Source organism: Marinobacter sediminum (assembly GCF_023657445.1).
Classification (GTDB): domain Bacteria; phylum Pseudomonadota; class Gammaproteobacteria; order Pseudomonadales; family Oleiphilaceae; genus Marinobacter; species Marinobacter sediminum_A.
Map to the genome: position 1 here is coordinate 3,465,962 of NZ_JAGTWY010000001.1, position 24,774 is coordinate 3,490,735.

The window sequence follows — 24,774 nt, forward strand, 5'->3', positions numbered from 1 at the left end:
AGTGAAAGAGTTGGGTACGATGATGGCTGAATACGATCTCTCACTGGTGATTGCGTCATACGTGGTTGCTGTTCTCGCGGCTTATACTGCTCTGTATTTTGGTACCCGGCTGAACAGCGCTCGGGGAAGTGAGCGGCGCTGGTGGCTGGTTACCGGCGCGCTGGTCATGGGCACTGGTGTCTGGACCATGCACTTCGTCGGCATGCGTGCCATGCCGATGGAAGCCACCATATCTTTCGATACCACCATGACACTGATTTCCTGGCTGGCGGCCGTTGTCGCTTCGGGTGTGGCTCTTGGCATCATCGGGCGCCAGCAAATAGGCAGCGGCCTGTTCACCGGCGCGGCCCTCGCCATGTCAGGGGGGATTGTGGTTATGCATTACCTGGGTATGTACGCAATGCGCATGTCGGCCGACCCGGTCTTTAATGCTGGGTTCTTCGCCCTCTCCATTGCTATTGCTGTACTGGCCTCCGGGGCTGCGCTGGGCATGTGCCGGAAACTCCAGACCATGAATGGCCGCAGTGCCACGGTGATCCAGTTTGTTGCCGCGCTGGTCATGGCGGCCGCAATCTGCGGCATGCATTACACCGGTATGATGGCGATGATGTTCCCGGCCGGTGCCGTTCCGGCGGCTGACAATGGCCTGACCGGGGAATGGATCGGCATTCCATTGGCGGTCGCCTGTGTTGCCCTTATTGCGGTGGCGCTGGTGGTTACGGTCATGGATATTCGGGCCCGGCGCCTGCTCGAGGAACGCAAGACCAGGGAAAACGAATGGGTTGAGCAGATGGCATTCGTTGATTCGGTGACCAACCTGCCCAACCGGTCGGGACTCGAACAGAAAATACTGGATACCCTCGCCCGGGAAAATTCCCGCAAGTATTCTTTTGCCCTGATCTATCTGGATATCGCCAATTTCCGGGAGCTTTCCGAAAAACTTGACGCCTTGACGCTCAATGGAGCCATTCGCGAAGTTACTGGCGTGCTCCAGGAGAGTCTGACCGAAAGCGTATTCCTTGCCCGTTATTCTGCCAGCTCCTTCTTTGCGCTGGTCCCGGACCCCCAGAATGCCGACCATGCGTTCATGTACAAGCGCCTACGCCATCTGGACGGGAAGATAAAGGCTGCTGATAGAGCAATAACCTGGCGTGTTGGGCAATCAATGTACCCGCTGACCGGTAACTCCAGCCGCAAGTTGATTCGTGCCGCCATGATTCCCCGCGATCCGGAGAGGATCGGGCACTTCTCTGGCATGAAGGCCGACCCGGAACTGGCGATGCCCGGTCAGATCAACAGCTGACAAAATGGCGCTCGGCCGACTATCCTTGTAATCAGGCAGGGGGCCAAGATGGCCTCCGGAACCCGCCGTCCATGAGGAGAGGTTTGTGGCCGAGAGCCGTCAGCGCAGTCATTTCATGAGGAACCTGGTCATCGGGCTCCTCATTTTCGTTGTTCTCTACGCACTAGCGGGTTTCCTGCTGCTTCCCTGGTGGATGGAGCGAGCCATACCGGAGCAGCTCAACCAGCGTATGGGGTGGCAGAGTGAGGTTGCCAGCGTCCAGGTGAATCCCTTCGCCCTCAGTGTCGAGACCGTTGGGTTGTCTGCTCAGGAAGCGGATGGCACAAAGGTGGTCGGGTTTGACCGTCTGTTCGTGAATCTGGGCTTTTTTCAGCTGTTCCGGGGTATTGTTGGTTTTCAGTCCATTGAGCTGCAGGAACCCTACATCCGGCTGGATCTGCTGGATGATTACAGTGTCAATTTTGTCCGGGACTGGCAAAGCAACAACCCACCGCCGGCGCAGCCGGAATCTGAAGATCAACAGCCAGACAGCGAATCTGCACCACCCCGGCTCTACTTCCAGCAGATTGCTATCAGTGGTGGCGAATTGCTGTTCCGGGATTTCAGTCAGCAACAGCCAGCAGAGTTTCAGATAACGCCGCTGGATCTGACCCTGAATGATCTTGCTACCTGGCGCCGGGATGGTCGCGACAGCGATTATTCCCTGCTGGCGGCTATTGGCAGTCAGACGATTGAATGGGAGGGGGATCTCAGTGTTACGCCGCTCTATTCCAGAGGCTCTCTTCGCGTTTCCGAGGTCGGGTATCAGACGCTCAAACACTTCCTGGCCTCCTACGTGCCCTACGATATTCGTGGGGGCAGTGTCACCCTGAGCTCTGATTACGAACTTCAGGCCGGCGAGGTTTTTCATCTGACCACTCGCAATGGCACCCTGGCACTGAATGATCTGGCCATCGCCATTGACGAACGGAGCGAGGAAGCCCGTCTGACATCCGGTACCATCGGTGTGGACCAGATCGGCTTCGATCTCAACGCCATGGAGGCCAATGTCGGTCAGGTCAGCCTGGACAACCTTGATGCCACTCTGGCCCGGGATGCATCGGGTAATATCGACTGGCTGGCGCCTTTCGCCGCGGCTGATGATGAACCGGAATCGGCTCCGGAAACAGCGGCCGCGACGCAGCCTTTCCGCTGGTCTGTCGAAGGCGTGTCTGTTGCCAACGGTCGTGTTCACTGGCAGGACCGTCAGCCGGAAGCTGAGGCGGATCTGGCACTTGAACAGTTGTCGCTGTCGACCGGCAGGATTAGCCATCAGCTCGAAGAGCCGGTGACCTACAAGGCGAATGCCACACTGGCCAGTGGCGGTCGGTTGTCTCTGAGCGGTCAGGTCACACCGCAACCCTTTACCCTGGCGGCGGCTGTTTCAGGATCAGATATCGCCCTGGCGGCCTTCGAGCCCTATATTCAGGAGGGGGCCAATCTGACTATCGGCGGCGGTAGCGTGGGTGTTGATGGCAATCTGGATCTGGATGGTCAACAGGACCCCCTGACCGGCACGTTCAGTGGCACCGCGGAAATTGCCGGATTCTCTTTGCGCTTGCCCGGAACGGATGACCAGATGGTCTCCTACAATTCCCTGCGCCTTGCGCCGATTGAATATAACGTCAACCCTGCCCGGCTTGAGATCGGCACCGTTACCCTGAGCCAACCTGCGGTCAGCATTATCCGCGGATCTGACAACGTCCATAACGTACAGAAAATTGCCAGAACCGGAGGGTCGTCTGACACAGCCGGCTCGGCCAGTAATGGCGATGAAGAGTCTGCCTTCATCTTCCGGATCGGACAGCTGATACTTGAGAACGGTTCGCTCGCCTACACCGACCGGACCATCAGTCCCGCTTTTACAACATCGTTTGATGAGCTGACCGGATCAGTCACCGGGCTCAGCAATATTCCACCACAGCAGGGTAAGGTGGCCATCACCGGTCGTGTTGGCAAGGTTGCCACCGTCGATTTCCAGGGCACCATTGGGACACTGGGAACCGAGGATGTCAGTGATCTGAAACTGGCCATGAAAAACCTGTCACTGCCTGTGCTTTCGCCCTATTTCGGTCGCTACATCGGTTATGGGGTCGATAGCGGCAAGCTGAACCTGAATCTCGAATACGAGATAGCCGGCACCCGTGTTGATGCCCATAATCTGGTTGTCATGGATCGGCTGGAACTGGGCCAGGCGATTGCCAGTGAAGACGCGGTGAACGCACCGGTAAAGCTCGGGCTGGCACTACTCCGGGATCAGGACGGCGTCATTGAGGTGGACCTGCCGATCAGCGGCGATCTTTCCGATCCGGATTTCCGTGTTGGCAAAGTGGTTATGCGCACTTTTGTGAATCTTCTCGTCAAGGCAGCGACATCACCGTTCAGTGTGCTTGGGTCCATTGCCGAGATGGCGGGGCTGAGTGGCGAAGAACTGGGTAAGGTCAGCTTTCAGCCTGGCAGCGTTGAGTTGGCGGAAGGAGAACCTGCCAAGCTTGCCGCGCTCGCCGATGCCCTCCTGGAACGGCCGAATCTGCTGCTGAACATTCGTGGCGGTATTGCACCGGAGGCGGATGGACTGGCGTTATTGCGCGAGGAACTGACTGGCGGTGGGCAGAAAGAGCTTTCCGATGAGGCCTGGGCGGCTGTCCGCGAGGCCTATCTTGCTGGCGAGCGCGAGCTGGAGCCGGAGGCGCTGAACAATCTGGCGACCGCACGGGGCCTTGCGGTCAGGAAGGTTTTGCAGGACACCCATGAGGTGCCCGAAGACCAGCTGTTTTTGTTGGACCCGTCCCGAGAGGCCGCTGTTAACGACACTGGCGAGGTGACGGTCGGATTTACACTCGATGTGCGCTAGGGCGTCTCGGAACCGGTAGGAAATTCGGGAGGCAGTTGCAGGCCCCATTTCTCCACCATCCGGCGGTATGAGCCGTCTTCCACCAGGGGGGCGAGCAGGTCGATCATATCGTTGGCGTTCAAAGGACCGTCTTTGCGGGCGATGATCCTGAGCTTGTAGTGCTGATCGGGCTTGTCCGAAACCAGCAGTTTCTCCCGGTCCTCGGGGTGTTTGGACAGATGCGCCTGCAGATAGGAGCGGCCGACGATGGCAACCTCGGCCACTGAGGGGCGATCCGCCATGATCAGTTGCAGGTTGCGGCTGTGGCTGTCGGAAAACTCGATGTGGAAGTTGTCCCGCAGAACCTGAGCCTCGGTTTCAAAGTTGGCAAAACCGTAATGGTAGCCCGACATGGCAACGATATGGCGATTGCTGACGTCATCGAAAAAAGACTGGTCTCGTCCCGGTTTTTTGAGGGCGACATAGAGCTCTTCATCAGTCAGGATCGGACGACTGACGGTTACCTCCCGATCTGACCAGCCCCAGCTGGAGCTTTCAAAAAAAATGACGTCATACAGGCCGGCCTCGTAATCCAGGTAGCGGCGTTTGGGGGATGTGTAAACGATCTGAAAGGAAACGTCGTTGTGAATCTGCTTGAGCTCTTCGAGGAGATCACCTAACAGGCCGGTCGGTTGTTTATCAGGGCTGACACTTGCGACCGGAGGAAAATGGTAGACGCCGACCCTGATCTCCGTTTCCGGATGTGCTGCAGACGCCCATGTCACCAGGAGCACAATGGGGAGCAACGCGAGTTTTCTTGTTGTTTTTTGAATGACTGACACGCTGGATCCCAAACATGTAACAATTGAATACGCGTTCAGATTACCATTGCAATGCTAATCGCTGGAAGCTCAAGATTATAAAGTTATGCAAAACAGGAATGATTGCCATGGCCCAGTCTCTCAGCCATTTCTTTGCCTATGTCTCCCGCCTGCGCTGGATCAAGCGTTGGGGGCTAATGCGCAACGCTATTGACGAAAACGTCGCAACTCATTCGTGGGAAGTGGCGACGCTTGCCCATGCACTGGCGCTGATTCGTAACCGGCATTTCGGTGGCAACGTCAATGCCGATCGCATTGCGGCGGCAGCCCTTTATCACGATGCAACGGAAGTGATTACCGGAGATATGCCTACGCCCGTGAAATACCATTCCCGGGTTATGCGGGAGGCCTTTGGTGACATCGAGCACAAGGCGGAGGCGGAACTGTTGGCGCTTTTGCCAGAAGATTTAAGAGATGATTTCTCCCCCTATGTGCGGGAGTCCCGATTGCCGGCAGAAGACCGGGAGCTGATCAAGGCCGCGGATCGCTTGTCCGCATGGCTCAAGTGTCAGGCTGAGATACGTGCCGGCAACAAGGAATTTGAACCAGCAGCGCGTCAGATTCGGGCCCGCCTGGAAGAGGAAGGCCTGCGAGAGGTGGCGTATTTCATGAAGGTATTTGCGCCCAGCTATGAACAGCCACTGGACAACCTGCTGGCGTGACACCCCCAGCAGGCTGTGGTGCTTTGCCTCAGGCGTCGGCAGCGGAGCCGACCAGACCGCCTTTCAGGCCATCACGGCGCAGTGACTGGCGGACAGCATCCTCGGGGCTGCCAGCCAGCTCCCGGAACATACCCATGGAGCCCAGCAGAGCGGAGGATTCGTAGGGAACGAAGACTCGCTCGCCGTCTTTCGCCATATTCGGCAACACCTTGATGTAGCTCTGGCCCAGCAGGTAACCAATAACTGTCTGCTTATTGTCCTCGGAGTCGCCCATGGCGCTGAGTACCAGGCGGATGGATTCCTGCTCGCCCTGGGCTCGCAGAATCGCCGATTCCTTGTCGCCCTGGGCGTTGAGGATGGCGGATTCACGCTGGCCCTGGGCCATCGCGATGGCTGCCGTCTTTTCACCTTCCGCTTCAGTTACCGTCGCCCGGCGCTTCCGCTCGGCGGCCATCTGCAGGCGCATGGCTTCTTCCACTTCCTCCGGCATGCTGATGTCCTGAACCTCCACCCGGGTAAGCTTCACACCCCATTTGGAAGCCGGCTCCTCCATCTCCGCCTGAATGGCGTTGTTTACCTCGCTGCGCGATTCAAACAGCTTGTCCAGTTCCATCTTGCCCACCACAGAGCGGAGGGTGGTCTTGGCGAGGACTTCCACCGCCTGGCTCATGTTGGCGACTTCATATACCGCACGACGGGGATCGATGATCTGGTAGTACAACGCGCCATTGATCTTCACGGTGACATTGTCGGTGGTGACCACTGGCTGGCCCGGGAAATCCATGACCGTTTCCCGGCGGTCGATGCGCGTTTCGTCGCTGCTGACCGGGTGATATTCCTCACCCATACGAACATAGCGGATCATGGTAATGGGACGTGGACGCTCGATGAATGGAATGATGATATTAACGCCGCTTTCCAGAACCCGGTTAAAGGAACCCAGACGCTCAATTACCATTACCTCGGACTGGCGGACAATAACCAGGCCCTTGGCGATGATGAAAATGCCGATGACAACAAATACCAGGCTGAGAACCAGTCCTGGTGTGATAAACGATTCCATGCTTACTGCTCCTTGTGTGTGATCGGTTCGACGACGGCGGTCGTGCCGTCGAACTGGCTGAAGATAACCTCGGTGCCTTCGGGGAGATCCGTGGATCCCGTATTGGCGACTCGCAGGCGATAGAAATCGCCATTGATCTTGATGCCGCAGGCGCCATCAAAGTCCCGTTTGACTGTCCGATAACGTTCGCCCTGTTCCACTCCGGTGCCGGTGGTGCCATAGGCAACGCCTTTTGGCGAAAACCGTGGGCGTATCCAGCGGATGACAACAGGAATCAGAATGCCGGAAAACACACCCATGCCCACCAGTTGCCATTCAAAAGGCACCTCAAAGAACGCAAGTAGAGACGTGAGAGCAGCTGCAAAGCCCAGTGCGAGCAATAGCAGGACACCGGAGGTGAGTTCAGCCAGGCTCAGGACGAGGGCGAGAATCAGCCAGAAATGTGTAAGACTCCATTCCATACAAGGTACCGTTGATCCAGGGTAGTAAGCTGAAGGCGGGTTGCCTGTCAGCGGACATCGATTGTACCCAAATCCGGCCGCCGCGTCAGAGGCCGGCGGTAATGCCTCCGGGCAGGATCTGCTTTAGCCATATCAGGGGCTCCGGCAACTGTTAGAGTATCTGCTTTAATTAGCAGTGGCCGGAGTGCTTTGAATCACCAGTCGACAGGTTAGCGCTGGCTGCTCTCGGACGAAACCACAAAAAGGGGTCTTGGACCATGAAGGATCTGAAAAACAAGGTTGCGGTTGTCACAGGCGCAGGCTCGGGCATTGGACGTGCCCTTGCGTTGGCATTGGCGGCTCGGGGCTGTCGGATGGCGCTCTCGGATGTGAATGAAACCGGGCTGGCGGAGACGGTGGCGGCATTGAAAGGCTCTGATGTAAAAAGCTATCGGCTGGATGTGTCGAGCCGGGATGAAATCTATGCCCACGCAGAGGCAGTGGTGAAGGACTTTGGTCAGGTTAACCTGGTGGTAAACAACGCCGGGGTCGCATTGTCTGCCAGCGTTCGGGAAATGACCGATGACGACTTCAAGTGGGTCATGGACATTGATTTCTGGGGTGTTGCCCACGGCACCCGTGCTTTCCTGCCGCACCTGATTGCGTCCGGGGATGGCCATGTGGTGAATATTTCCAGTGTCTTTGGCCTGATTGGCGTGCCCAAGCAGAGCGCTTATAACGCAGCCAAGTTCGCGGTCCGGGGCTTTACCGAGTCCCTGCGCCAGGAAATGAAACTGGAAAATCAGCCGGTTTCGGTTAGTTGCGTGCATCCGGGCGGAATTCGCACCAATATCGCGAATTCTGCCCGGATGGGTAAGTCGGAGAATGCCGCCGCACAACGCAAAGGGTTCGACAAGCTGGCGATGACGACCCCGGAAAAAGCGGCGGAGACCATTGTTAAGGGTATTCTTAAAGACGAGTCGCGAATTCTGGTCGGCCCGGATGCCTGGGGCATCGAGGCTATCAACCGGTTACTGGGCTCGGGCTACCAGCCCCTCGTAGAACGTTTCTCTAAAAAGAATCTGTATATCTGAGGCGCGAGAAAATAGCGACAGGTTGTGACCCGGTCACAACCTCCTGTACATTTTACATACAGTCAAAACGTCTTATACTTGCTGTTCATCTAGGGAAAGAGACAGCATGAATACGTCTAATCATTCTGACCTGGGGGCCACTCTGGAAGAGAGCCGCTCAGGCCTGCACGATAGCCACCGCCGTTCATTGATGCGGCTTCTCTTTACTGTAACCGGCTCCGCTCTGGTGGTTTTTGCCGGCCTGCAGATTCTTAATGGCTTCTGGTGGGTTGCTGCGGGTGAGCTCACAGCCAGTGCGATCCTTTACCTGGGGGTCTGGCGACTGCGCAGCACAGCCCACCTGCAACAGTGGATCTACGCCTACCTGGTTACACTGTTTTTCTTCTTCCTGGTCATCATGGTGTTGCCGGAGGCTTCCGTAGCCGCCTTTGTCTGGGTGCTGATGATGCCGGTGCTGGCTTACCTGCTGCTTGGCAAACACGAGGGCATGATTCTCAGTGTGCCGTTCATGCTGGCAGGCGGCGTTATCTACTATTTTTACCTGGGCAGTATTGATAATCCTCACGCAATGATTGATCTGCTTAACATGGTGCTATGCGGAGCCCTGATGCTTGCCTTTATCCACATGTATGAAATGCGTCGTGAGGAGGCGGAGCAACGGCTGGTGAATATGGCCCAGACGGATGCCCTGACGGGGCTGGCAAACCGGAGCAATTTCCAGGAAACCCTGAACCGGACCATTGCCGAGTGCGAGCGGAGTGGTGCGGGCTTTGCTCTCGTTATTATGGACATTGACCACTTCAAGCTGGTTAACGACACTCTCGGCCATGATGCCGGTGACCATGTCCTGAAGCATATTGGCCAGTGCCTGACCGAGCGTTTGCGTATCACGGATTTTGTTGGTCGCCTCGGAGGCGAGGAGTTCGGTCTTATACTCCGGGATGTGAAGTCTACCGATGCGTTTGACCTCATGGATGAGTTGCGCCAGCGTATTGCCGATTGCCAACTCTCCTATGGCGAGGCGAAAGTCCGGGTTACTGCTTCTTTTGGCATCGCCCAGTGGCCTGAACACGGCCGTCAGGCCGAGACACTGTTCCGCGTTGCAGACCGTTGCCTGTTCAGCGGCAAGCGGGCAGGTCGTAATCAGGTGGCCCGGGCCGGTGGCGGAATTAATCCCAATCAGGGCGATCTTCTGACTGGCAGCGCCTGCTGAATCCGGTACCCTTGGAACATCGCTCGCAACCTCCCGGAAAATACCCGTTCCATGTGTGAATTACTGGCTATGAGTGCCAACACCCCTACCGACCTCTGTTTCAGTTTCACCGGTCTGACCCGACGTGGCGGTGATACCGGCCCTCACAAGGACGGATGGGGGGTGGCGTTTTATGAGGGCAAGGGTGTCCGCAGCTTTCATGATTGCGACGCCAGCGCCAACTCCCGGATTGCCGAGGTCGTGCAGACCCATCCGATCAAGAGCGAGGTCTCGGTCTGCCACATTCGCCAGGCCAATGTCGGGGAAATCTGTCTGGCAAATACCCATCCTTTCATGCGTGAACTCTGGGGGCGCTACTGGGTATTTGCCCACAATGGCCAGATTTCAGGGTTTCGGCCGGAGCCGGGGTTTTACGAACCGGTCGGGAGCACTGACAGCGAGTCACTCTTCTGCGATATTCTCAACCACCTCCGGGTCCACTGCGATCGTGACACCGCCACCGAGCAGATTGTTCAACGTCTGGTCGCATTGTCGCGGGCCTACGCCAGAGAAGGTGTGTTTAACCTGTTGCTCAGCAACGGTGACTGGCTCTTTACCTACTGCTCCACCAAGATGGCCAGCATTACCCGCAGGGCTCCTTTCGGGCCGGCGCGGCTTAAAGATGCGGATGTCATCGTCGACTTCGAATCGGAGACCACGCCGGACGATGTGGTCAGTGTGATCGTCACCGAGCCGCTTACCACGGATGAAACCTGGGATATTTACCAGCCGGGCGAATGGCGGTTGTGGCGAAAAGGTGAGGTTATAGTGAAGGGGCAGGCAAGTCCCGGATAGATCCTGAGCCATACCTGACCGCAATGCGCTGAGAATAATGCCGGGCCCGGCGCCATACCCTGAAACACTTGTGAAATCGAAAGCAAGCACCACATTGTGAATAACCGGCACTTCATTAATTACCGGGGAAAACGGGAGAACTATGGACAGAACGGACACGCACAGCAAACTCTTCGGGTACCTGCTCTGGATTTTCGGATTCCTGGGTTCCCATCGTTTTTATTACGGCAAGCCGGTCACCGGTACCATCTGGTTCTTTACCCTGGGGCTGTTTTTCATTGGCTGGATCATCGACCTGTTCCTGATTCCGTCGATGGATCGGGAAGCGGACCTGCGATTCCGGGAAGGTGAAGTCAGCTACAACATTGGCTGGCTGCTGCTGACCTTTACTGGCGTGTTTGGCTTGCACCGCATGTACATGGGCAAATGGATCAGCGGCATTATCTACCTGCTTACCGGTGGCCTGTTCCTGCTCGGTGTGCTCTACGATTTCTGGACGATGAACGAACAGGTATCCATCCGTAACCAGGAGCAGCGGTTCGGCTGATCACAGCGCTGCCGCCTGCTCAAGCTCGGCCAGGCCATCTTCGAGGTAATCGAGCATGCGCTGCAGGCTCGGCAGGGTGCGGCGGCATCCGATCAGTCCGAACTCGATCTGATCATTGTAGCTGGTCAGCGTCATGTTCAGGGCCAGGCGGTCCATAGCAATAGAAACCGGGTACATGCCCTCAAGCTTGGCACCGTTCCAGTAAGACGTTTCCTTCGGGCCTGGCACATTGGATATCACTACGTTGAAAGTTTGCCAACCTGGTGCCATGCCGGTAAGAAAATTGAAAGCTGCCGGAGCCAGGGTGAGTGCGGTGTAGTTGATGATTTCATCGGACGACATTTTGGCGTATCGATCTTTTGCTTCCTGTATGCCCTGATGAATCTTCCTGAGGCGCTCGCCGGCGTCGCCCTCATCCGTGTGCAGGTTCGCGAGGATAACGCCCACTTGATTCCCCTCTGAGCTCTCGTCCTTACGTAACGAAACCGGCACCATGGCGATCAGCGGCTTTTCCGGCAGGGCATCCTGGTTCATCAGATAGGTTCGTAAAGCCGTCGCACACATGGCGGTGACTACGTCGTTCACCGTGGCACCGAAGGCCTTACACACCGCCTTGATGCGTTTCATGGAATAGGACTGCGCGGCGAAGCGCCTCGAACCGGTAATTTTCTGGTTAAGAATGCTGCGTGGAGCGCGGAAGATGGAGTCGTAAGCCGGGTCCTTGCGGGCTTCATTGATGGTTCGTAGCAGCTCCCGCGCCACCGTCGGCACCGTACCCAGTTGCTTTCCCGATTCTCCAAGCAGATGGACCATGCTCCGCCAAATGGATAGACCGTCGCCATCATTATCCCGGGTGACCTGTCCTCGCAGATCCCAGATTGGTGGCATGTTCCGCTGCGATGGATCGGTGGACAGCATTCGCTGGATCATACGCATGGCCGAAATCCCGTCTACCAGCGAATGATGTATCTTGATGTAGACCGCAAACTGGCGGTGGCCAAGACCTTCAATCAGGTGAAATTCCCACAGTGGCCTTTCCCGATCCATGAGGTGGGAATGTTCGGCGGAGACAAAGGTGAGCAATTCCCTGATTCTCCCCGGGGTGGGCAGGGCCTCAAACCGAAAATGATGTTCCAGGTCGAGATGATCATCGTGCACCCACACCGGTTGTGACAGCCGGGTGTCCAGACGCCGGTCGAAGGGAGATGTTACCTCGGTATATTGGCGTAACTGATCTGCGAGCTGCGCCACGTAATCGTCCGGAGCATCTTCGGGAAACGAAAATAGCTGTAATCCACCTACGTGCATGGGTTGCTGGCGCTTTTCCAGCCAGAGAAACAGTTGGTCGGTGGGGCTTAGAGGTTTCACTCTGACATCCTTGTTGTTGGGATTTATGCCCTCGATAGTAGCTTAATTGACCCCGGTTTGAATTGGCCGGTATGAGAAATCGGCTATTCCTGCCAGTCAGGTCCGGTCCGGCATTCCTGTCGTAGCAATTGATTCATGGTACTAATTATATCAGGGGGATTTTTGGTGCGAACGTCGGGAGGGCAAGGTTTGAAGACCGCTTATACTGCGATTGGAATGTGGGGCCTGGTGTTGACCTGCCTGTTGACCGGTCCGGCATGGGCGCAGCAGGCCCCTGGGGTTCAGCTTGAGACCGTATCCGAAGAGACCATCATCCAGGAAGTGTCCCTCAATGGCACCGTCAATCCACTGAGGGTGTCCCGGATTTCGCCAGCCGTAGCCGGGTTGCTGGATACAGTGCGGGTCGAAGCCGGTGACCGGGTCTCGAAAGGCGATGTCCTGGTTGAGCTGGATGACGAGCAGGCCGTGTTCGAACTCGAGGCCGCCCGGGCAGAAACCAATCAGGCCCGTGCCTTGCTGGACGAAGCCGAGCGGCGTCTGGCGGAGGCTCGCTCGGTGGGCGCCGGACGGAACATTGCCGCCACCGAAGTGCGTAGCCGCGAGAGTGATGTGGTAGCCACCCGTGCAGCCCTTGCCCGGCTGGAGGCCGTGCTCAAACGCATGGCCGTCCGGGTTCGCCGGCACCACGTAGAGGCGCCTTTTGATGGGGTGGTCAGCGAACGCAGCAGTGACCTTGGCGAGTGGGTAACCCCGGGGGACGAGTTGCTGCGGCTGGTGGATACCACCAATCTGCGTCTGGATTTCCAGGTGCCCCAGGAATACCTCACCCGCCTGGATGATGGCTCGGGATTGCTGGTGCGCGACGGCCAGAGCCTCGTCGACGCGGAGATCAGCGCCCGAATCCCGGTCACCGATCCCCAGTCCAGGACCTTTCTGTTACGGGCCTTGCAGCCGGAAGCGACCGGTTTCTGGCCCGGTATGGCGGTGCAGGCGGTGCTGCGGGTGAGCACCGGCGAGAAAGGACTGACTGTGTCCCGGGATGCCATCAACCGTTATCCGGAAGGCAGGGTGACAGTGTGGATCGCCACCGGAGGCGACGGTGACGCCTATGCCGTCAGCGAGAAGCGTATCCGCCTGGGCACCGTCTTCAAGGGTCGGGTTGAGGTGACCGAAGGACTGATCGGTGGTGAACAGGTGGTGGTTCGGGGCAACGAATCACTCACCGAGGGCATTACCGTAAGGATTGCCGAGCGGGAGGCACGTTGATGTTTGCCGGGATCATCCGTCACGGCACGCTCGTTGCCGTCATCGCTCTGATTGTCGCCATTCTAGGCACTGCCGCCGCGCTCCGGATACCGGTGCAGATGATCCCGGACCTGGAGGTCCGCACCATAACGGTCGAGACCCGATGGCCCGGAGCAACGCCGCAGGACATAGAGAAAGAAATCCTGATCGAGCAGGAGCGGTACCTGCGCAACGTTCCCAACCTCAGCCGGATGATGGCCACCGCCTCCAGTGGCGGGGCAGAAATCGAACTGGAATTTCCGTTTGGCGTCGATATCACCGAGACGCTCATCCAGGTCAATAATGCCCTTAGTCAGGTTTCGGATTATCCCAGCAACGTGGACGAGCCCCGCATTGTCGCTGCCTCTTTCTCCTCCAACTCGTTCATGTATCTGCGTGTCTCCACCCTGGAGGGCAACCCCCGGGAGCTGGACATCGAACTCATGCGCGATTTCATTGAAGACCGCGTGCGGCCGCGAATGGAGAGCGTGACCGGTGTGTCTGAGGTTTCGGTCGGGGGCGGCGCTGACCGGCAAATGCAGATCATCGTCGATGAGGCCGCCCTGGCACAGCGAGGGCTGAGCCTGATTGATTTACGTAATGCGGTGACTGATCGCAATCGGGATATTTCCGGAGGCGAGATCGATGCGGGCAAACGCCGATACCTGCTGCGCACTGTCGGCCGGTTTGATGACATCCCCTCACTGGAACAGCTTGTGGTAAGGCGGCAAGGCGATAGTGTCGTCCGGCTGGGAGACGTCGCACAGGTGCAGTCAGGCCATTCCCGCATCCGGGAACTGTCGATCATCAATGGCAAGCGCGTCATTGGCTTGCAGGTCCGGCGCGAAAGCGGCTCCAACGTTATCAACATCAAGCACGACATGATGGACGAGGTGGCGGCGATCAATAAGGAGGTTCTGGCACCGGCGGGTATGATTCTCGAGCTGACGGCGGATGATGCCCGGTATGTTGAGGCGTCTGTCGCCAATGTTTGGACCAACCTGGGCATTGGTGTGGTGTTTGCGACCCTGGTGATGTACCTGTTTCTCCGCTCCGGCCGGGCGACGCTGGCCGGTGTGTGTGGCATTCCCCTGTGCGCCATTGCGGCTTTCATCGGGTTGTTGATTGCCGGTCGCACCATCAACGTGATCTCGCTGGCGGGCATTGCCTTCGCCATCGGAATGACGGTGGATAACAGCATTGTGGTGCTGGAGAACATCGAACGCCACCGACGTTTGGGGCTGGATCGGTTCGAGTCTGCACTCAAGGGCGTCAAGGAGGTCTGGCCGGCGGTACTGGCCTCGACTGCGACCACCATCCTGGTTTTCCTGCCCATCCTGTTTATCGATGAAGAAGCCGGACAACTCTACTCCGACGTTGCCATTGCCATCTCCGCTGCCATCCTGGCCTCCATGCTGGTGGCTATCACCGTGATTCCCACGCTCTGTGCCCGGCTCGATTTCGGGCGCGGCTCGGTCAAAGTCGACCAATACGGTAATGAAACCGCCGGCGGCTGGGCCTCGGCGGTGATGGTTGCCGTGCGCTGGCTGGTGGCCGGCTCTCTGCGCCGGATACTGGTGATTGCCGCGACCGTCATGGTCAGCGCCTGGATTATCCTGGTCCTGACGCCCCCGGCGGAATACCTGCCGGAGGGCGAGGAGCCTAAGACATTTGCCGCCATGAGCGCCCCGCCCGGCTACAACCTGGATGAAATGGCGGCTATCGGCCAGCAGGTGGAGGACCATTTCCTGCCTCATGTGGACGCGGACGGTACCGCTTATGCAGCGGGTGAGACCCGGGTGCCGCCCCTGGCTTACCTGAACATGGGAGTCTCCCCTACCCGTGTGCGTATTATCGCCGAAACTCTGGAACCCACCCACATTGAGGCGTTGATGGATGAGATTACCCGGGTCTACGAGCAGTTCCCGGGAATGCGAGCGTTTGCTGCCAAGGGGTCGATCATTTCCAGCAATGACGGTGGCACCCGCAGTATTAATCTGGATATTTCCGGGCCCGATCTGGTGTCTGTCTACCGGGCGGCCAATGCCGCCTACCGAAAAGCGGAGGACATCTTCGACAATCCCCGCATCCAGAGCCAGCCGTCGACCCTCTCGTTGGCCCAGCCGCTAATCCAGATCCGCCCGGACTGGGACCGGGCGGCCGAACTGGGGCTGGACACCGAAGCCATCGGCTTTACCGTGGCGTCGCTCACCGAAGGCAGCTACATCGATGATTTCTTCCTGGACGACGACAAGATTGACATCTACCTCTACGGCCGCGAGGGTCGGGAGTCGCAGTTGGGTAGGCTGCCGGATGTGATGGTGCATACGCCCGGAGGCGTGACTCTGCCGCTGTCCAGCGTGGCAACCATTGAGGAAACCGTGGATACCAGCACGGTAAGGCGCGTGGACGGTCGCCGTACCGTTACCCTCAACGTCATCCCGCCGGGCGACGTTCCGTTGGAGGCGGGTGTTGAGCGAGTGCGAACGGATTTGCTGCAGGCCATGCGCGAGGAGGGCATGCTACCCGCGAACGTGAACGTCGATATCTCCGGGGCCAGCGACCAACTCAACGCCACCCGCGATGCTCTGACCGGCAATTTCCTTATCGCCATCGCCATCGTCTATCTGGTGCTGGTGGCCATCTTTGCACACTGGGGTTTCCCTCTGCTGATCCTGACCGCGATTCCCCTGGGCGTGGCCGGTGGCATCGTCGGCCTGGCCCTGATGAACCTGGTCGGTGGGCTGCTGCCGATGCTGGGGTTGCAGCCGCTGCGCCAACCCTTCGATATGATCACTATGCTGGGTTTCCTGATTCTGATGGGCACAGTGGTCAACAACCCGATCCTGGTACTGGATCAGGCCCGCCAGAACCTCCGGCACAAGGGTGGCTCGGTGGTGGACGCCGTCACTGACGCGGTAAGAACCCGCTTGCGGCCCATAGCCATGACCACCGTGACGACCTTGTGTGGCCTGTCGCCGCTGGTGTTCCTGCCCGGCGAGGGCACGGAGCTGTATCGTGGTGTGGGTGCCATTGTCTTGTTCGGGCTGGTAGGCGCGGCCATCGTGACAGTGACCTTCCTGCCAGCGCTGACCATTATGGTGCTGGGCTGGCGGGAACGCTTTTCACGCCACTGAACGGATCGGCGTGACTGATGGCAAACAAAGCGGGGAGCCGCTGCGCCATCATGCCTTGGCCACAGACGACCAGTGTGAGCCCCCTGTTCCGGTCATACCTGTTCCCCTTACTTTCTGAACAACCAAAAAAAGCCGGAGCATCTCATCCCCGAGGGGAATCGATGGTCCGGCGCCAATGCCAACAACAATGATCTGATGGTCCGGCCGAATCCTTGGCCGGGACGTTCATCCTTACTCTTCCGCTAAGCGATCTTCGTGCCAGTTTTTTTGCCTATTAAAAATCAAAGAGTTGTGAGTTCCAGAGAAAAGATGTGGCGCGAGGGCCGTATAATCTGCCCTGTGCTGGGGCGGGCTGCACGACTTTGAGGCCTCTTGCCCGTGCTCTGAGATGCTATTGGTATGCTGGACGGCTAGTCGTCCCCGTGGGTCTTACGGAGCATCTGCATCGGCACCCGGTAACGGGTTCCCCGGGACTTGCCTGTGCCATCGACGGTGCAGGTCTTGCGGTTGACCCGCACGATTTCTCCATGGAATTCTTTGGAAGCATTTCCGAAATATATGGCCTGCCCGACCTGCCAATGGGTTCGTTTTTGATGAGGATCCGGCAGTTCAAAAGGCATTTCTGGCAAGGTAAGGTTTTGTTCATCGGCCCGTTTGGCCAGTGCCTGCCGAGTGGCCTCGGCACCGCCGCTGTCATGCAGTTCGTCGAGAATGGCGTAGAAATGCCGGTTATGGACCGAGCCGCGAAATCTCTGCCCCGCACTGTGCTGCAAAAGATGGGCGAACTCGTGACAGCAGGTATGAGCCAGCAGGTTGAGTGGGCTTAGCTCACCGTTAAAATAACCCCGCTTCAAGATTTCCCGGCCTGACAGCCAGCCGCTGGCAGTGTCGGGATGGTACTTGGCTTTGATCATCCTTACGCCGTAGGTGATCTGGTGTTGTTTCAACTGCGGCTCAAATCGGTGGTAGGTGGCCTGGCCTGACCCGACCCGGCACACCATAGAGCTGCCGGGGAGCCGATTCCGGACCCAACTGGAGGCTGGTTGCCAGAGAACACTGTGTGTGGCCTCGCACATCAATTGGCCAACCTGGCTAGCTTGGACGGTATTCATCGTGGAGGTGCTTTATCGGTTGTCATCTGGACTGATAATACTCTTCGTGAGCGCGAGGGTAAAAAAACAACGGCCGCCCATCTCGGAAAACTGTCCGATGGCTCCTCAGGGAATGCTTTGAATGGGGTTATGTCGATATCTCACGGGGTGTCGTCTCGCGCATGAGACATTGCAGGTGAATGATCAGGATTCACAGCAGGCTTGCAGGAGATTAATCCGATAACGCCCTCAGGTCTGTTAAAATCGGGGGATTAGGTGGCTGCAACTCAACTGGCCCCTGACGGGCTGCCATCGGAGATCGTTTTATCCACCCAAAAGCCTCATATACCGGAGACAGAACGCCGTGTTGATCAAGCGCTGGTTCGGAAGCCTTGTGAACCGGGCGGTGGCGCTAGTCGTTGTCGTGATTCTGCTATCCACACTGGTGGTAACGGTTGCAGGTTCTCTGCTCAGCCGGGGCGAGCTGGAGCAGCAGGCAAGAAATCAGGTGGAAACTATCGCCCGCCTCGTTGCCGGTGAGCTTGATGACAAACTGGCCCAGCGACTGAAAACCCTGAATCATGTTGCCCAGAGCTTTACGATGGATGCCGAAGCGTTTGAGTCCAGGGCCCGGGTGCTCATTCGTCAGCGGACAGCCCTCCAGCATTTTTTCGATGGTATCTACCTTATTGACCGGGACGGCCGGGTCATTGCCGAGCATCCTCAAGCGTTTGAACAAACAGGCCTGGATGTCAGTCAGCGCGAGTATTTCCAGGCGGCATCGTCGTACCTGACACCGGTAATCAGTGAGCCGTATGTGTCCAACTATCAGGATCAGCCGGCGGTGATGATTGCGGCCCCGGTTTTTGATCACCAGCGACAGTTTATTGGGGTTCTTGGTGGTGCGATTCGCCTGGAAGGTGAGAATTTCATGGAGGAGTATGGCAACGTCCGGATTGGGAAAACCGGCTACCTCGGGATTGCTACTCGAAGCGGGATTACCCTTGCCCATGGCCGTAGTGGGGAGGTTATGGCGCCGGTCAGGGTTGAGAACCCGGTGCTCCGGGATGCCATGGAGGGTTTTGAAGGCACCCGGCAGACCCACAATGGCGCTGGAAGTGCCACCATCATGTCGGTGCAACAGATGGTCCAGGTGCCGTGGTTTGTGGCGGCAGTCTGGCCAGCCCGTGAAGCCTATGCCCCCATCACCCGGCTGGCGGACGCCTTTGTCTGGATTCTGTTGGCAGCCATTGTCGTTCTTGCCCCCCTGGCGCTTTGGGTATTCCGGAGGTTGATGGCTCCGCTTAAAACGCTGGGTCAGCAAATAAACGAACGTCACCTGGGGGTTCGCAACGACCCGGTAAACGTATCCGGGGGGCGCGAGATTCGGCAGGTTGCAGAGATCTTCAACACCGTCATGGATGAACGGGATGAGGTGCTGGGGTCTCTCGCCGAGCGGGAAGCCTTTTTCCGCTCACTGACCCAAAGCGCGCCCATCGGAATTGTTCAGACCGATGTTCTGGGTCGGATCGATTTTGTTAATCCGGCCTTCGAGGCGCTTATCGGCCGCCCTGCCTCCGAGCTACAGCATAGTTACCTGATGTCCGGGGTTTATGAGCCGGATCGTGAGCTGGCATTCAAGGGCTGGCAACAGTCACTCCGAAATCATGAAGTATTCCGGGGGCGTTTCCGTCTGCGCAGTCGGGCCGATGACCAGTTAATCTGGGCTGATGTCATGACGTCCGTTATTGAAACCCCGGACAAGGCACTGGGTACGATTACCGTGGTTCGGGATATTTCCCATGAACTGCAGGTGGAAGAAGCGCTGCGGGAGGAACAGCAGCGAGCCGAGAATATCCTTGGTGTGCTTCAGGAAGGGGTTTTGATGGTAGATTCTCAAGGGCTGATTCGTTACGCCAACAATGCTGCCTGCCAGTTCCTTGGGGCCCGGGGGGACTGTCTCCGCCACAACTTTTTTGAGCTGGCACTAATCCAGGATGGAGAGCGGACCCTGACGCATACTGACTTCCTCGCTGGCGAAGACCTGGACGGTCTGTACGTTACGCTCCGGAATGACAGTGGTCAGGTCTTTGATATTGACCTGACCCTGCTCCATGTCCGCAAGGGACACCACAACGAGCGGATGGTATTTGTCTTGCGTGACGACAGTGAGCGCCGGCGCGAGGAAGAGCGCCTGTCCTGGGAGGCAACCCACGATAGCCTGACCCAGTTGCTGAACCGACGGGCATTCAGCGCGTCACTGGTGCAATGTCTGAGTGAGGCGCCTCGTCAGCAGGTGCGCTCGATTCTGGTGTTGATCGATCTCGATTATTTCAAGCCGGTGAATGACGAGGGCGGGCATCTGTTGGGGGATGACCTGCTCAAACGGCTGGCGGACCTGTTCAAGGACTCGGTCCGCCAGTCAGATACCGTGGCGCGACTGGGCGGGGACGAGTTCGGTATTATCCTGCCGGCTTGTGGTCTTGCCCGCGCGGAAGATCTGGCCGAACGTATTCGGGCTGGCGTCGAGGCGCTGCGCATTGAGCAGGGTGGGCGCAGCTTCGGCGTGACCGCCAGTATTGGTCTGACCGAGCTTTCGCCCAGTGACAGTGGCCCCCGGGAAGTCATGGCTCGGGCTGATGAAGGTTCCTACATCGCCAAGTCCCGCGGCCGTAATGCCGTCGTTGTGGTGCCCGCGCCACCTGATGATCCTTACCAGGAGAGTTCCTGATCTTTACCCGGTCCACCAGCCGGCAGCGTTGCCAGACTGCCATAGAAGACGCAGCGCCAGTGCCGTCAGGGTGATATTTAGCACACGGCTGAACCAGCGGTTACTCAAGGACTTCAACAGGTGTAGCCCGAGCCAGGTGCCCGCAAACCCGCAGGCAATCATGGCCAGTATGAAAGGCAGCCATTTTGGAAATACAAACCCGGCCACGCTGAATACCAGCGCCTTGGGTGCATGCTGCAGGGTCATCGCGGTGGCAAAAGTGGCAACCGTGGTGAACCGGTCTGTGTGAATCTGCTTGATGAACGCGGCTACCAGTGGCCCGGTAGCACCGACGAACAGGCTGATAAAGCTGGTGAGTGCAGAGGCGACAAAGACGCCGGTGTTACCGAATGATCCCTTGGGCAGGGCGGGCCCCCAGCACAGAAACAGTACAAACAAAGCAATGGTTAGTTGCCAGAGGTGAGCCGGCAGGTCAATAAGTAGCCAGGCACCAAGCGCAGCGCCGACCAGAACGCCGGGGGCGAAAGCTGCAATGACCTTCCAGTCGACGTGCTTTCGGGTTAACAGGGCCCGGCCGCTGTTGGAGCCAAGCTGGATCATGCCATGAACGGGAATGATCGCCGCCGGTGGCATCCACGTTGCCATGAGAACCAGCAGCAGTACCCCGCCTCCGGCACCAAGGCTGGCGGTAATCATCGAGGTGATTGTGGAGCTGACGAGCAGGAAGGCAGCAACAGGAAGGCTGAGGCTGTCGGGTATCAGGGTCAGTTCCATGCACAGAAGTCCGTTGGTTTGAGTCGGGCGCTCCGGCATAACGCCTCGGTGGCCAGTTGCACATCAGCAACATAATAGAGCGAAGCCAGCCCGAGCCGGTCCCGCCCCAGATTATGGAAGATCATACCGAAGGCGATGTCGCCGGCAGTGAACCGCTTGTGATGTTCGGCAAAATAGGCGGCCGGTTGTGACAGTTTCTCATCGTCCAGCAGTGACTGAACTCGCCCCGCCCCGCCATGATAAGCCTGTACCAGAAGCAGCGTGAAAAGACGGTTGCGCTTGTCGTCGGGCAGGTGTCCGAATCGCTGCGCAAACACCGGTCTCAGGTTACGGGCGTTCTGGTTCATCAGTTTGAGAGCGCAATCGATCTGGGCCAGCCGGTGCCAGAAGTTCCTCGGTTTGATCCGGCAGTCTGAAAGGGCTGATGGCGATAGCTGCAAGATGCCGCGAGCGTTCGCGCCGGAGTGGGCACGGGCCTGGCCTCCGCTCTCGATCAGAATCTGGCCGGCCAGATAGCGGGGTAATGCGTCCGGCAATGTCAGGCGGCCCTCATCAAGACGCTTACCGTAGACGTACATCAGCGCTTCGTGCAGTGAGCCCGGTTGCTCACTTGTTGCGTATGACAGGTCGTCCCAGGCCCCCCAGATACGGTCTGCCGGAAGCGTTCCGAGGTAGCGCGCCACGGCCTCGTCCAGGTTGACATGGGGCTGGTCACAGGCGAGGGCAAACGGGTAGCCGGTCTGGTACTCGCTTCCCGGTACCCAGGTATCCGTGCGGTCGCGCTCGTAGAGCGAACGACGGGTGTCGTTGAGCTGGGCCTGGGTATCGTCCCGACTGGCGCCATCGGCAATCCAGGAGAGAAACTGTCCGCGCATATCGAACAGGATGTGGCGGTCAATTTCGGCACAGTACCCTGACTCTTTCAGCACCCAGCCCCGGATCGTGAGAATATTGCTGTAAACCCCCTGGCTCACCCAGTAAGGCGAGGACCGGACGACCTGTGTCCAGTCATTTTCAGGTTCAGGCGGATCCGGCTCCGCCCGGGCTTGATTCAGAACAGCGCCAACCAGGATGAAAAACAGGCAAAGCTGTCGTAAGCTCTTGAGTCTACAGTTCATACATGGCAATCCGCTGACTTTCCTGATAACACAATAGCAAATGGCATCGATCATGAAACAATCCGAGTATCTGCGATACGACGCGACGGCACTGGCCGACCTGGTCAGGAGGGGGGAAATGACCTCCCGGGAAGTATGCGAGGCTGCTGTGGAACGGGCAACCCATGTTAACGGTACCCTGAATGCCATCTGTTACCCCCAGTTTTCCGAAGCGCTGGGCCAGGAATTTCCGGAGCAGTCGGTGTTCTCTGGCGTGCCTCTGCTTTTAAAGGACCTGGCGCAAGAGCAGGCGGGCCATCCTTGCACCTACGGTAGCCGTGGTCTGGTGAAGAATATTGCACCTCAGGATTCCGAGTTCGTTCGCCGCGCGCGGAAAGGCGGACTGGTATTTCTGGGGCGCACTGCAACGCCGGAATTCGGGCTCAAGGCGGTCACGGAATCGGCGCTCTGGGGGCCTTCCCGAAATCCCTGGGATACCGGGCTCACACCGGGTGGTTCCAGCGGCGGGTCTGCGGCGGCCGTGGCTGCGGGAATTGTTCCCATGGCCGGTGCCAACGATGGTGGTGGCTCTATCCGCATTCCGGCTGCCTACAACGGTCTGTTTGGCCTGAAGCCCTCTCGCGGAAGAATCTCCAGCGGACCGTTTGTCGGGGAGGCCTGGACGGGAGCATCCACGGACCATGTGGTCAGCCGTACCGTCAGGGACAGCGCTGCCATGCTGGATGTACTTGGTGGGCCCGCTTCCGGTGACCCGTTCCAGATCCCGGCTCCGGCCGGTAAGTATGCTGATCTGATGCAGCAGTCGCCCGGCACCCTGAAAATCGGTGTGTTCACCTCTTCGCCATACGACACAGCTGTGGCACCTGACTGCGTGGCCGCCGTGGAATCGACGGCGCGGATTCTCGAAAATCTGGGGCATCAGGTGGAGTACGCCCGTCCGGAATTTGATGGCATGGCTCTGGCACGCTGTTACCTCGGGCTGTATTTTGGTGAGGTTTCCGCACTGATGGCCAGGGCCCGGGAGCAGTTCGGCGCCGCGGATGACGATTTCGAGTTGGATACCCGTCTGATTGGCATGCTGGGCAACACCATGCCTCTGCCCGACTATGTTCGTCGTCGACAGCAGTGGAATGATTTTGCCAGAGCCCTGGGCGCCTTTTTTGAGGGTTATGACCTCTACCTTTGCCCCACCACCGGCCAGCTGCCGGCCCGGATCGGTGAACTGGAAACACCAGCTCACCTGAAACTGACTGCCCGGCTGATGTTGACCCTTAAAGCCGGCAAACTGTTGCACCGGACGGGACAGGTGGACCAGATGGCGATGGAAAGCCTGGCGCGTACCCCGTTCACCCAGCTGGCAAACCTTACCGGGACACCGGCTATGTCGGTACCCATGCACTGGACCGCCGCAGGGTTGCCGGTGGGTGTGCAGCTCGGAGGCCGCCATGGCGATGAGGCTCGTATGCTGCAACTGGCAGCTCAGCTGGAAGAGGCAAATCCCTGGTTTGGTCATTACGAGAAGCTGGAGACCGCGTTCGACGATTAGGGGGGGGGGTTGTGATCCGCTTGTTGAAACTCCACGTTTATCTTTGAGTGCGGAACAGGCTATGCTGTCAGACAGGGAGACCCTTTCTTCCTGACAGACCCTGATGGCATCGAGGAGGCGAGCGTATTATGAACCAACCGATGGCAATCGATGATCTGGTATCAGTAGCACAGGCCGAGGCCATGGGGGAGCTTGACGCCCCGATGATGGCCATCGTCCTGTCCAGTGAGCAAAGCTACGATTTGCCCATCAATTCTCTTGAAACCGATGCCGACAAGGCCCGCTGGGGATTGATCCTCCGCGCAGCCCGCGAGCACGTGGAAGCGGATGCGGTGGCAGTGCTTTACCCGGCCTGGACTACCATCCGTCACAAAAAACCTGAACTGGAAGCCGAGAGCGCAGAGGAGAAAGTTCCTGAGGACTCTGACGAAAGTGGCAACGGGCCCATAGACACCCTGTTCGTCCAGCTCCATACACGGGATCATGTGTACTGGCGTGGCTTTGAGCAGATTCGGGATCCAAAGCATCAGCGCATTATCGGCTTCCGCCGCATTAAGGCACTGTCCACTGACTACAAACGGCATGAGGCACCGTCTGTCACCTCCTGGCTCAGCACCCTGTTTGAGCCTCTTCCCGATGAGGGCGAGGAAACCTCCGTTGACCGGGAACTGGCCGACCTTCTGGAGGAACCGGAAGTTAGCGCAGCGCTGTATCCTCGTCAGATGCGGGCACTGCACTGACCTGAAAACACGAACTCCGCCGACTCCTCAGGGGCGGTCGGAGTTCTGTCTCAAGACATCATTTGCGAGAAAAATC

The 24,774-nt window shown here is 58.1% G+C and carries 19 protein-coding genes; 12 read left to right on the top strand and 7 right to left on the bottom strand.

Annotated features, from left to right (window positions below; genetic code table 11):
- Positions 1–19: 19 nt before the first annotated feature.
- Positions 20–1,303: an MHYT domain-containing protein gene (locus tag KFJ24_RS16240; RefSeq protein WP_250832144.1), complete on the top strand. Its 1,284-nt coding sequence runs from the start codon at positions 20–22 to the stop codon at positions 1,301–1,303.
- A gap of 85 nt (positions 1,304–1,388) precedes the next feature.
- Positions 1,389–4,196, top strand: coding sequence for a DUF748 domain-containing protein (locus tag KFJ24_RS16245; RefSeq protein WP_250832145.1), 2,808 nt, complete (start codon positions 1,389–1,391; stop codon positions 4,194–4,196).
- On the opposite strand, the gene KFJ24_RS16250 is transcribed toward KFJ24_RS16245, so the two are convergent.
- Complete coding sequence (locus KFJ24_RS16250; protein WP_250832146.1) at positions 4,193–5,017, bottom strand: substrate-binding periplasmic protein; 825 nt, start codon at positions 5,015–5,017, stop codon at positions 4,193–4,195. The two genes, KFJ24_RS16245 and KFJ24_RS16250, sit on opposite strands and share 4 nt — an antisense overlap.
- Positions 5,018–5,124: 107 nt before the next feature.
- Between KFJ24_RS16250 and yfbR the strand changes: the two genes are divergently transcribed.
- A complete protein-coding gene (gene yfbR / locus KFJ24_RS16255; RefSeq protein WP_250832147.1) occupies positions 5,125–5,718 on the top strand; it encodes a 5'-deoxynucleotidase in 594 nt (197 codons plus the stop codon).
- Positions 5,719–5,746: 28 nt separating this feature from the next.
- Here the strand turns inward: yfbR and KFJ24_RS16260 are convergent, their stop codons facing one another.
- Together KFJ24_RS16260 and KFJ24_RS16265 are read right to left on the bottom strand one after the other, a co-directional pair.
- The gene (locus tag KFJ24_RS16260; RefSeq protein WP_250832148.1) at positions 5,747–6,781 is read right to left on the bottom strand and encodes an SPFH domain-containing protein; all 1,035 of its coding nucleotides are present in this window, start codon (positions 6,779–6,781) and stop codon (positions 5,747–5,749) included.
- Positions 6,782–6,783: 2 nt separating this feature from the next.
- Complete coding sequence (locus KFJ24_RS16265; RefSeq protein ID WP_250832149.1) at positions 6,784–7,242, bottom strand: NfeD family protein; 459 nt, start codon at positions 7,240–7,242, stop codon at positions 6,784–6,786.
- A 257-nt stretch (positions 7,243–7,499) separates the two neighbouring features.
- Here KFJ24_RS16265 and KFJ24_RS16270 point away from each other — a divergent pair, with 257 nt between their 5' ends.
- The 4 genes from KFJ24_RS16270 (at position 7,500) to KFJ24_RS16285 (ending at position 10,909) form a co-directional block, all read left to right on the top strand.
- Complete coding sequence (locus KFJ24_RS16270) at positions 7,500–8,315, top strand: SDR family NAD(P)-dependent oxidoreductase (RefSeq protein ID WP_250832150.1); 816 nt, start codon at positions 7,500–7,502, stop codon at positions 8,313–8,315.
- A gap of 106 nt (positions 8,316–8,421) precedes the next feature.
- The gene (locus KFJ24_RS16275; RefSeq protein ID WP_250832151.1) at positions 8,422–9,528 is read left to right on the top strand and encodes a GGDEF domain-containing protein; all 1,107 of its coding nucleotides are present in this window, start codon (positions 8,422–8,424) and stop codon (positions 9,526–9,528) included.
- Positions 9,529–9,579: 51 nt separating this feature from the next.
- Entirely contained in the window at positions 9,580–10,362 is a 783-nt protein-coding gene (locus tag KFJ24_RS16280) for a class II glutamine amidotransferase (protein ID WP_250832152.1), read from the top strand.
- Between the two features lie 142 nt (positions 10,363–10,504).
- Positions 10,505–10,909 (top strand): NINE protein, encoded by a 405-nt coding sequence (locus tag KFJ24_RS16285; RefSeq protein WP_250832153.1) that lies wholly within the window; start codon positions 10,505–10,507, stop codon positions 10,907–10,909.
- Here KFJ24_RS16285 and KFJ24_RS16290 read toward each other — a convergent pair whose 3' ends face one another.
- A complete protein-coding gene (locus KFJ24_RS16290; protein ID WP_250832154.1) occupies positions 10,910–12,277 on the bottom strand; it encodes a WS/DGAT/MGAT family O-acyltransferase in 1,368 nt (455 codons plus the stop codon).
- Positions 12,278–12,466: 189 nt separating this feature from the next.
- On the opposite strand from KFJ24_RS16290, the gene KFJ24_RS16295 reads away from it, so the two are divergent.
- Positions 12,467–13,543, top strand: coding sequence for an efflux RND transporter periplasmic adaptor subunit (locus tag KFJ24_RS16295; protein WP_250832155.1), 1,077 nt, complete (start codon positions 12,467–12,469; stop codon positions 13,541–13,543).
- The gene (locus KFJ24_RS16300) at positions 13,543–16,698 is read left to right on the top strand and encodes an efflux RND transporter permease subunit (RefSeq protein WP_250832156.1); all 3,156 of its coding nucleotides are present in this window, start codon (positions 13,543–13,545) and stop codon (positions 16,696–16,698) included. Before KFJ24_RS16295 ends, KFJ24_RS16300 begins: the two co-directional genes overlap by 1 nt.
- Before the next feature lie 410 nt (positions 16,699–17,108).
- Here KFJ24_RS16300 and KFJ24_RS16305 read toward each other — a convergent pair whose 3' ends face one another.
- Positions 17,109–17,612: a hypothetical protein gene (locus KFJ24_RS16305; protein WP_350455579.1), complete on the bottom strand. Its 504-nt coding sequence runs from the start codon at positions 17,610–17,612 to the stop codon at positions 17,109–17,111.
- Positions 17,613–18,153: 541 nt separating this feature from the next.
- Between KFJ24_RS16305 and KFJ24_RS16310 the strand changes: the two genes are divergently transcribed.
- Positions 18,154–20,520 carry a diguanylate cyclase domain-containing protein gene (locus tag KFJ24_RS16310; RefSeq protein ID WP_350455580.1) on the top strand — a complete coding sequence of 789 codons (2,367 nt, stop codon included), beginning with the start codon at positions 18,154–18,156 and terminating at the stop codon, positions 20,518–20,520.
- Positions 20,521–20,523: 3 nt separating this feature from the next.
- Here KFJ24_RS16310 and KFJ24_RS16315 read toward each other — a convergent pair whose 3' ends face one another.
- Together KFJ24_RS16315 and KFJ24_RS16320 are read right to left on the bottom strand one after the other, a co-directional pair.
- On the bottom strand, positions 20,524–21,294 hold the full coding sequence (locus tag KFJ24_RS16315; protein ID WP_250832157.1) for a sulfite exporter TauE/SafE family protein: 771 nt from the start codon (positions 21,292–21,294) through the stop codon (positions 20,524–20,526).
- Positions 21,285–22,412 (bottom strand): transglycosylase SLT domain-containing protein, encoded by a 1,128-nt coding sequence (locus tag KFJ24_RS16320; RefSeq protein ID WP_250832158.1) that lies wholly within the window; start codon positions 22,410–22,412, stop codon positions 21,285–21,287. The genes KFJ24_RS16315 and KFJ24_RS16320 overlap by 10 nt, the downstream gene beginning before the upstream one ends.
- A gap of 52 nt (positions 22,413–22,464) precedes the next feature.
- Here KFJ24_RS16320 and KFJ24_RS16325 point away from each other — a divergent pair, with 52 nt between their 5' ends.
- Positions 22,465–23,958, top strand: coding sequence for an amidase (locus KFJ24_RS16325; protein ID WP_250832159.1), 1,494 nt, complete (start codon positions 22,465–22,467; stop codon positions 23,956–23,958).
- Between the two features lie 128 nt (positions 23,959–24,086).
- Complete coding sequence (locus KFJ24_RS16330; RefSeq protein WP_250832160.1) at positions 24,087–24,698, top strand: hypothetical protein; 612 nt, start codon at positions 24,087–24,089, stop codon at positions 24,696–24,698.
- Positions 24,699–24,774: the final 76 nt, after the last annotated feature.

Excerpts from the sequence above, each read along its gene's own strand:
- KFJ24_RS16265 (WP_250832149.1), bottom strand. The coding sequence starts at position 7,242 with ATGGAATGGAGTCTTACACATTTCTGGCTGATTCTCGCCCTCGTCCTG.
- KFJ24_RS16315 (WP_250832157.1), bottom strand. The coding sequence starts at position 21,294 with ATGGAACTGACCCTGATACCCGACAGCCTCAGCCTTCCTGTTGCTGCC.
- yfbR (WP_250832147.1), top strand. The coding sequence starts at position 5,125 with ATGGCCCAGTCTCTCAGCCATTTCTTTGCCTATGTCTCCCGCCTGCGC.
- KFJ24_RS16325 (WP_250832159.1), top strand. The coding sequence starts at position 22,465 with ATGAAACAATCCGAGTATCTGCGATACGACGCGACGGCACTGGCCGAC.
- KFJ24_RS16320 (WP_250832158.1), bottom strand. The coding sequence starts at position 22,412 with ATGAACTGTAGACTCAAGAGCTTACGACAGCTTTGCCTGTTTTTCATC.
- KFJ24_RS16285 (WP_250832153.1), top strand. The coding sequence starts at position 10,505 with ATGGACAGAACGGACACGCACAGCAAACTCTTCGGGTACCTGCTCTGG.
- KFJ24_RS16300 (WP_250832156.1), top strand. The coding sequence starts at position 13,543 with ATGTTTGCCGGGATCATCCGTCACGGCACGCTCGTTGCCGTCATCGCT.
- KFJ24_RS16305 (WP_350455579.1), bottom strand. The coding sequence starts at position 17,612 with ATGATCAAAGCCAAGTACCATCCCGACACTGCCAGCGGCTGGCTGTCA.
- KFJ24_RS16240 (WP_250832144.1), top strand. The coding sequence starts at position 20 with ATGATGGCTGAATACGATCTCTCACTGGTGATTGCGTCATACGTGGTT.
- KFJ24_RS16330 (WP_250832160.1), top strand. The coding sequence starts at position 24,087 with ATGAACCAACCGATGGCAATCGATGATCTGGTATCAGTAGCACAGGCC.
- KFJ24_RS16260 (WP_250832148.1), bottom strand. The coding sequence starts at position 6,781 with ATGGAATCGTTTATCACACCAGGACTGGTTCTCAGCCTGGTATTTGTT.
- KFJ24_RS16280 (WP_250832152.1), top strand. The coding sequence starts at position 9,580 with ATGTGTGAATTACTGGCTATGAGTGCCAACACCCCTACCGACCTCTGT.
- KFJ24_RS16270 (WP_250832150.1), top strand. The coding sequence starts at position 7,500 with ATGAAGGATCTGAAAAACAAGGTTGCGGTTGTCACAGGCGCAGGCTCG.
- KFJ24_RS16275 (WP_250832151.1), top strand. The coding sequence starts at position 8,422 with ATGAATACGTCTAATCATTCTGACCTGGGGGCCACTCTGGAAGAGAGC.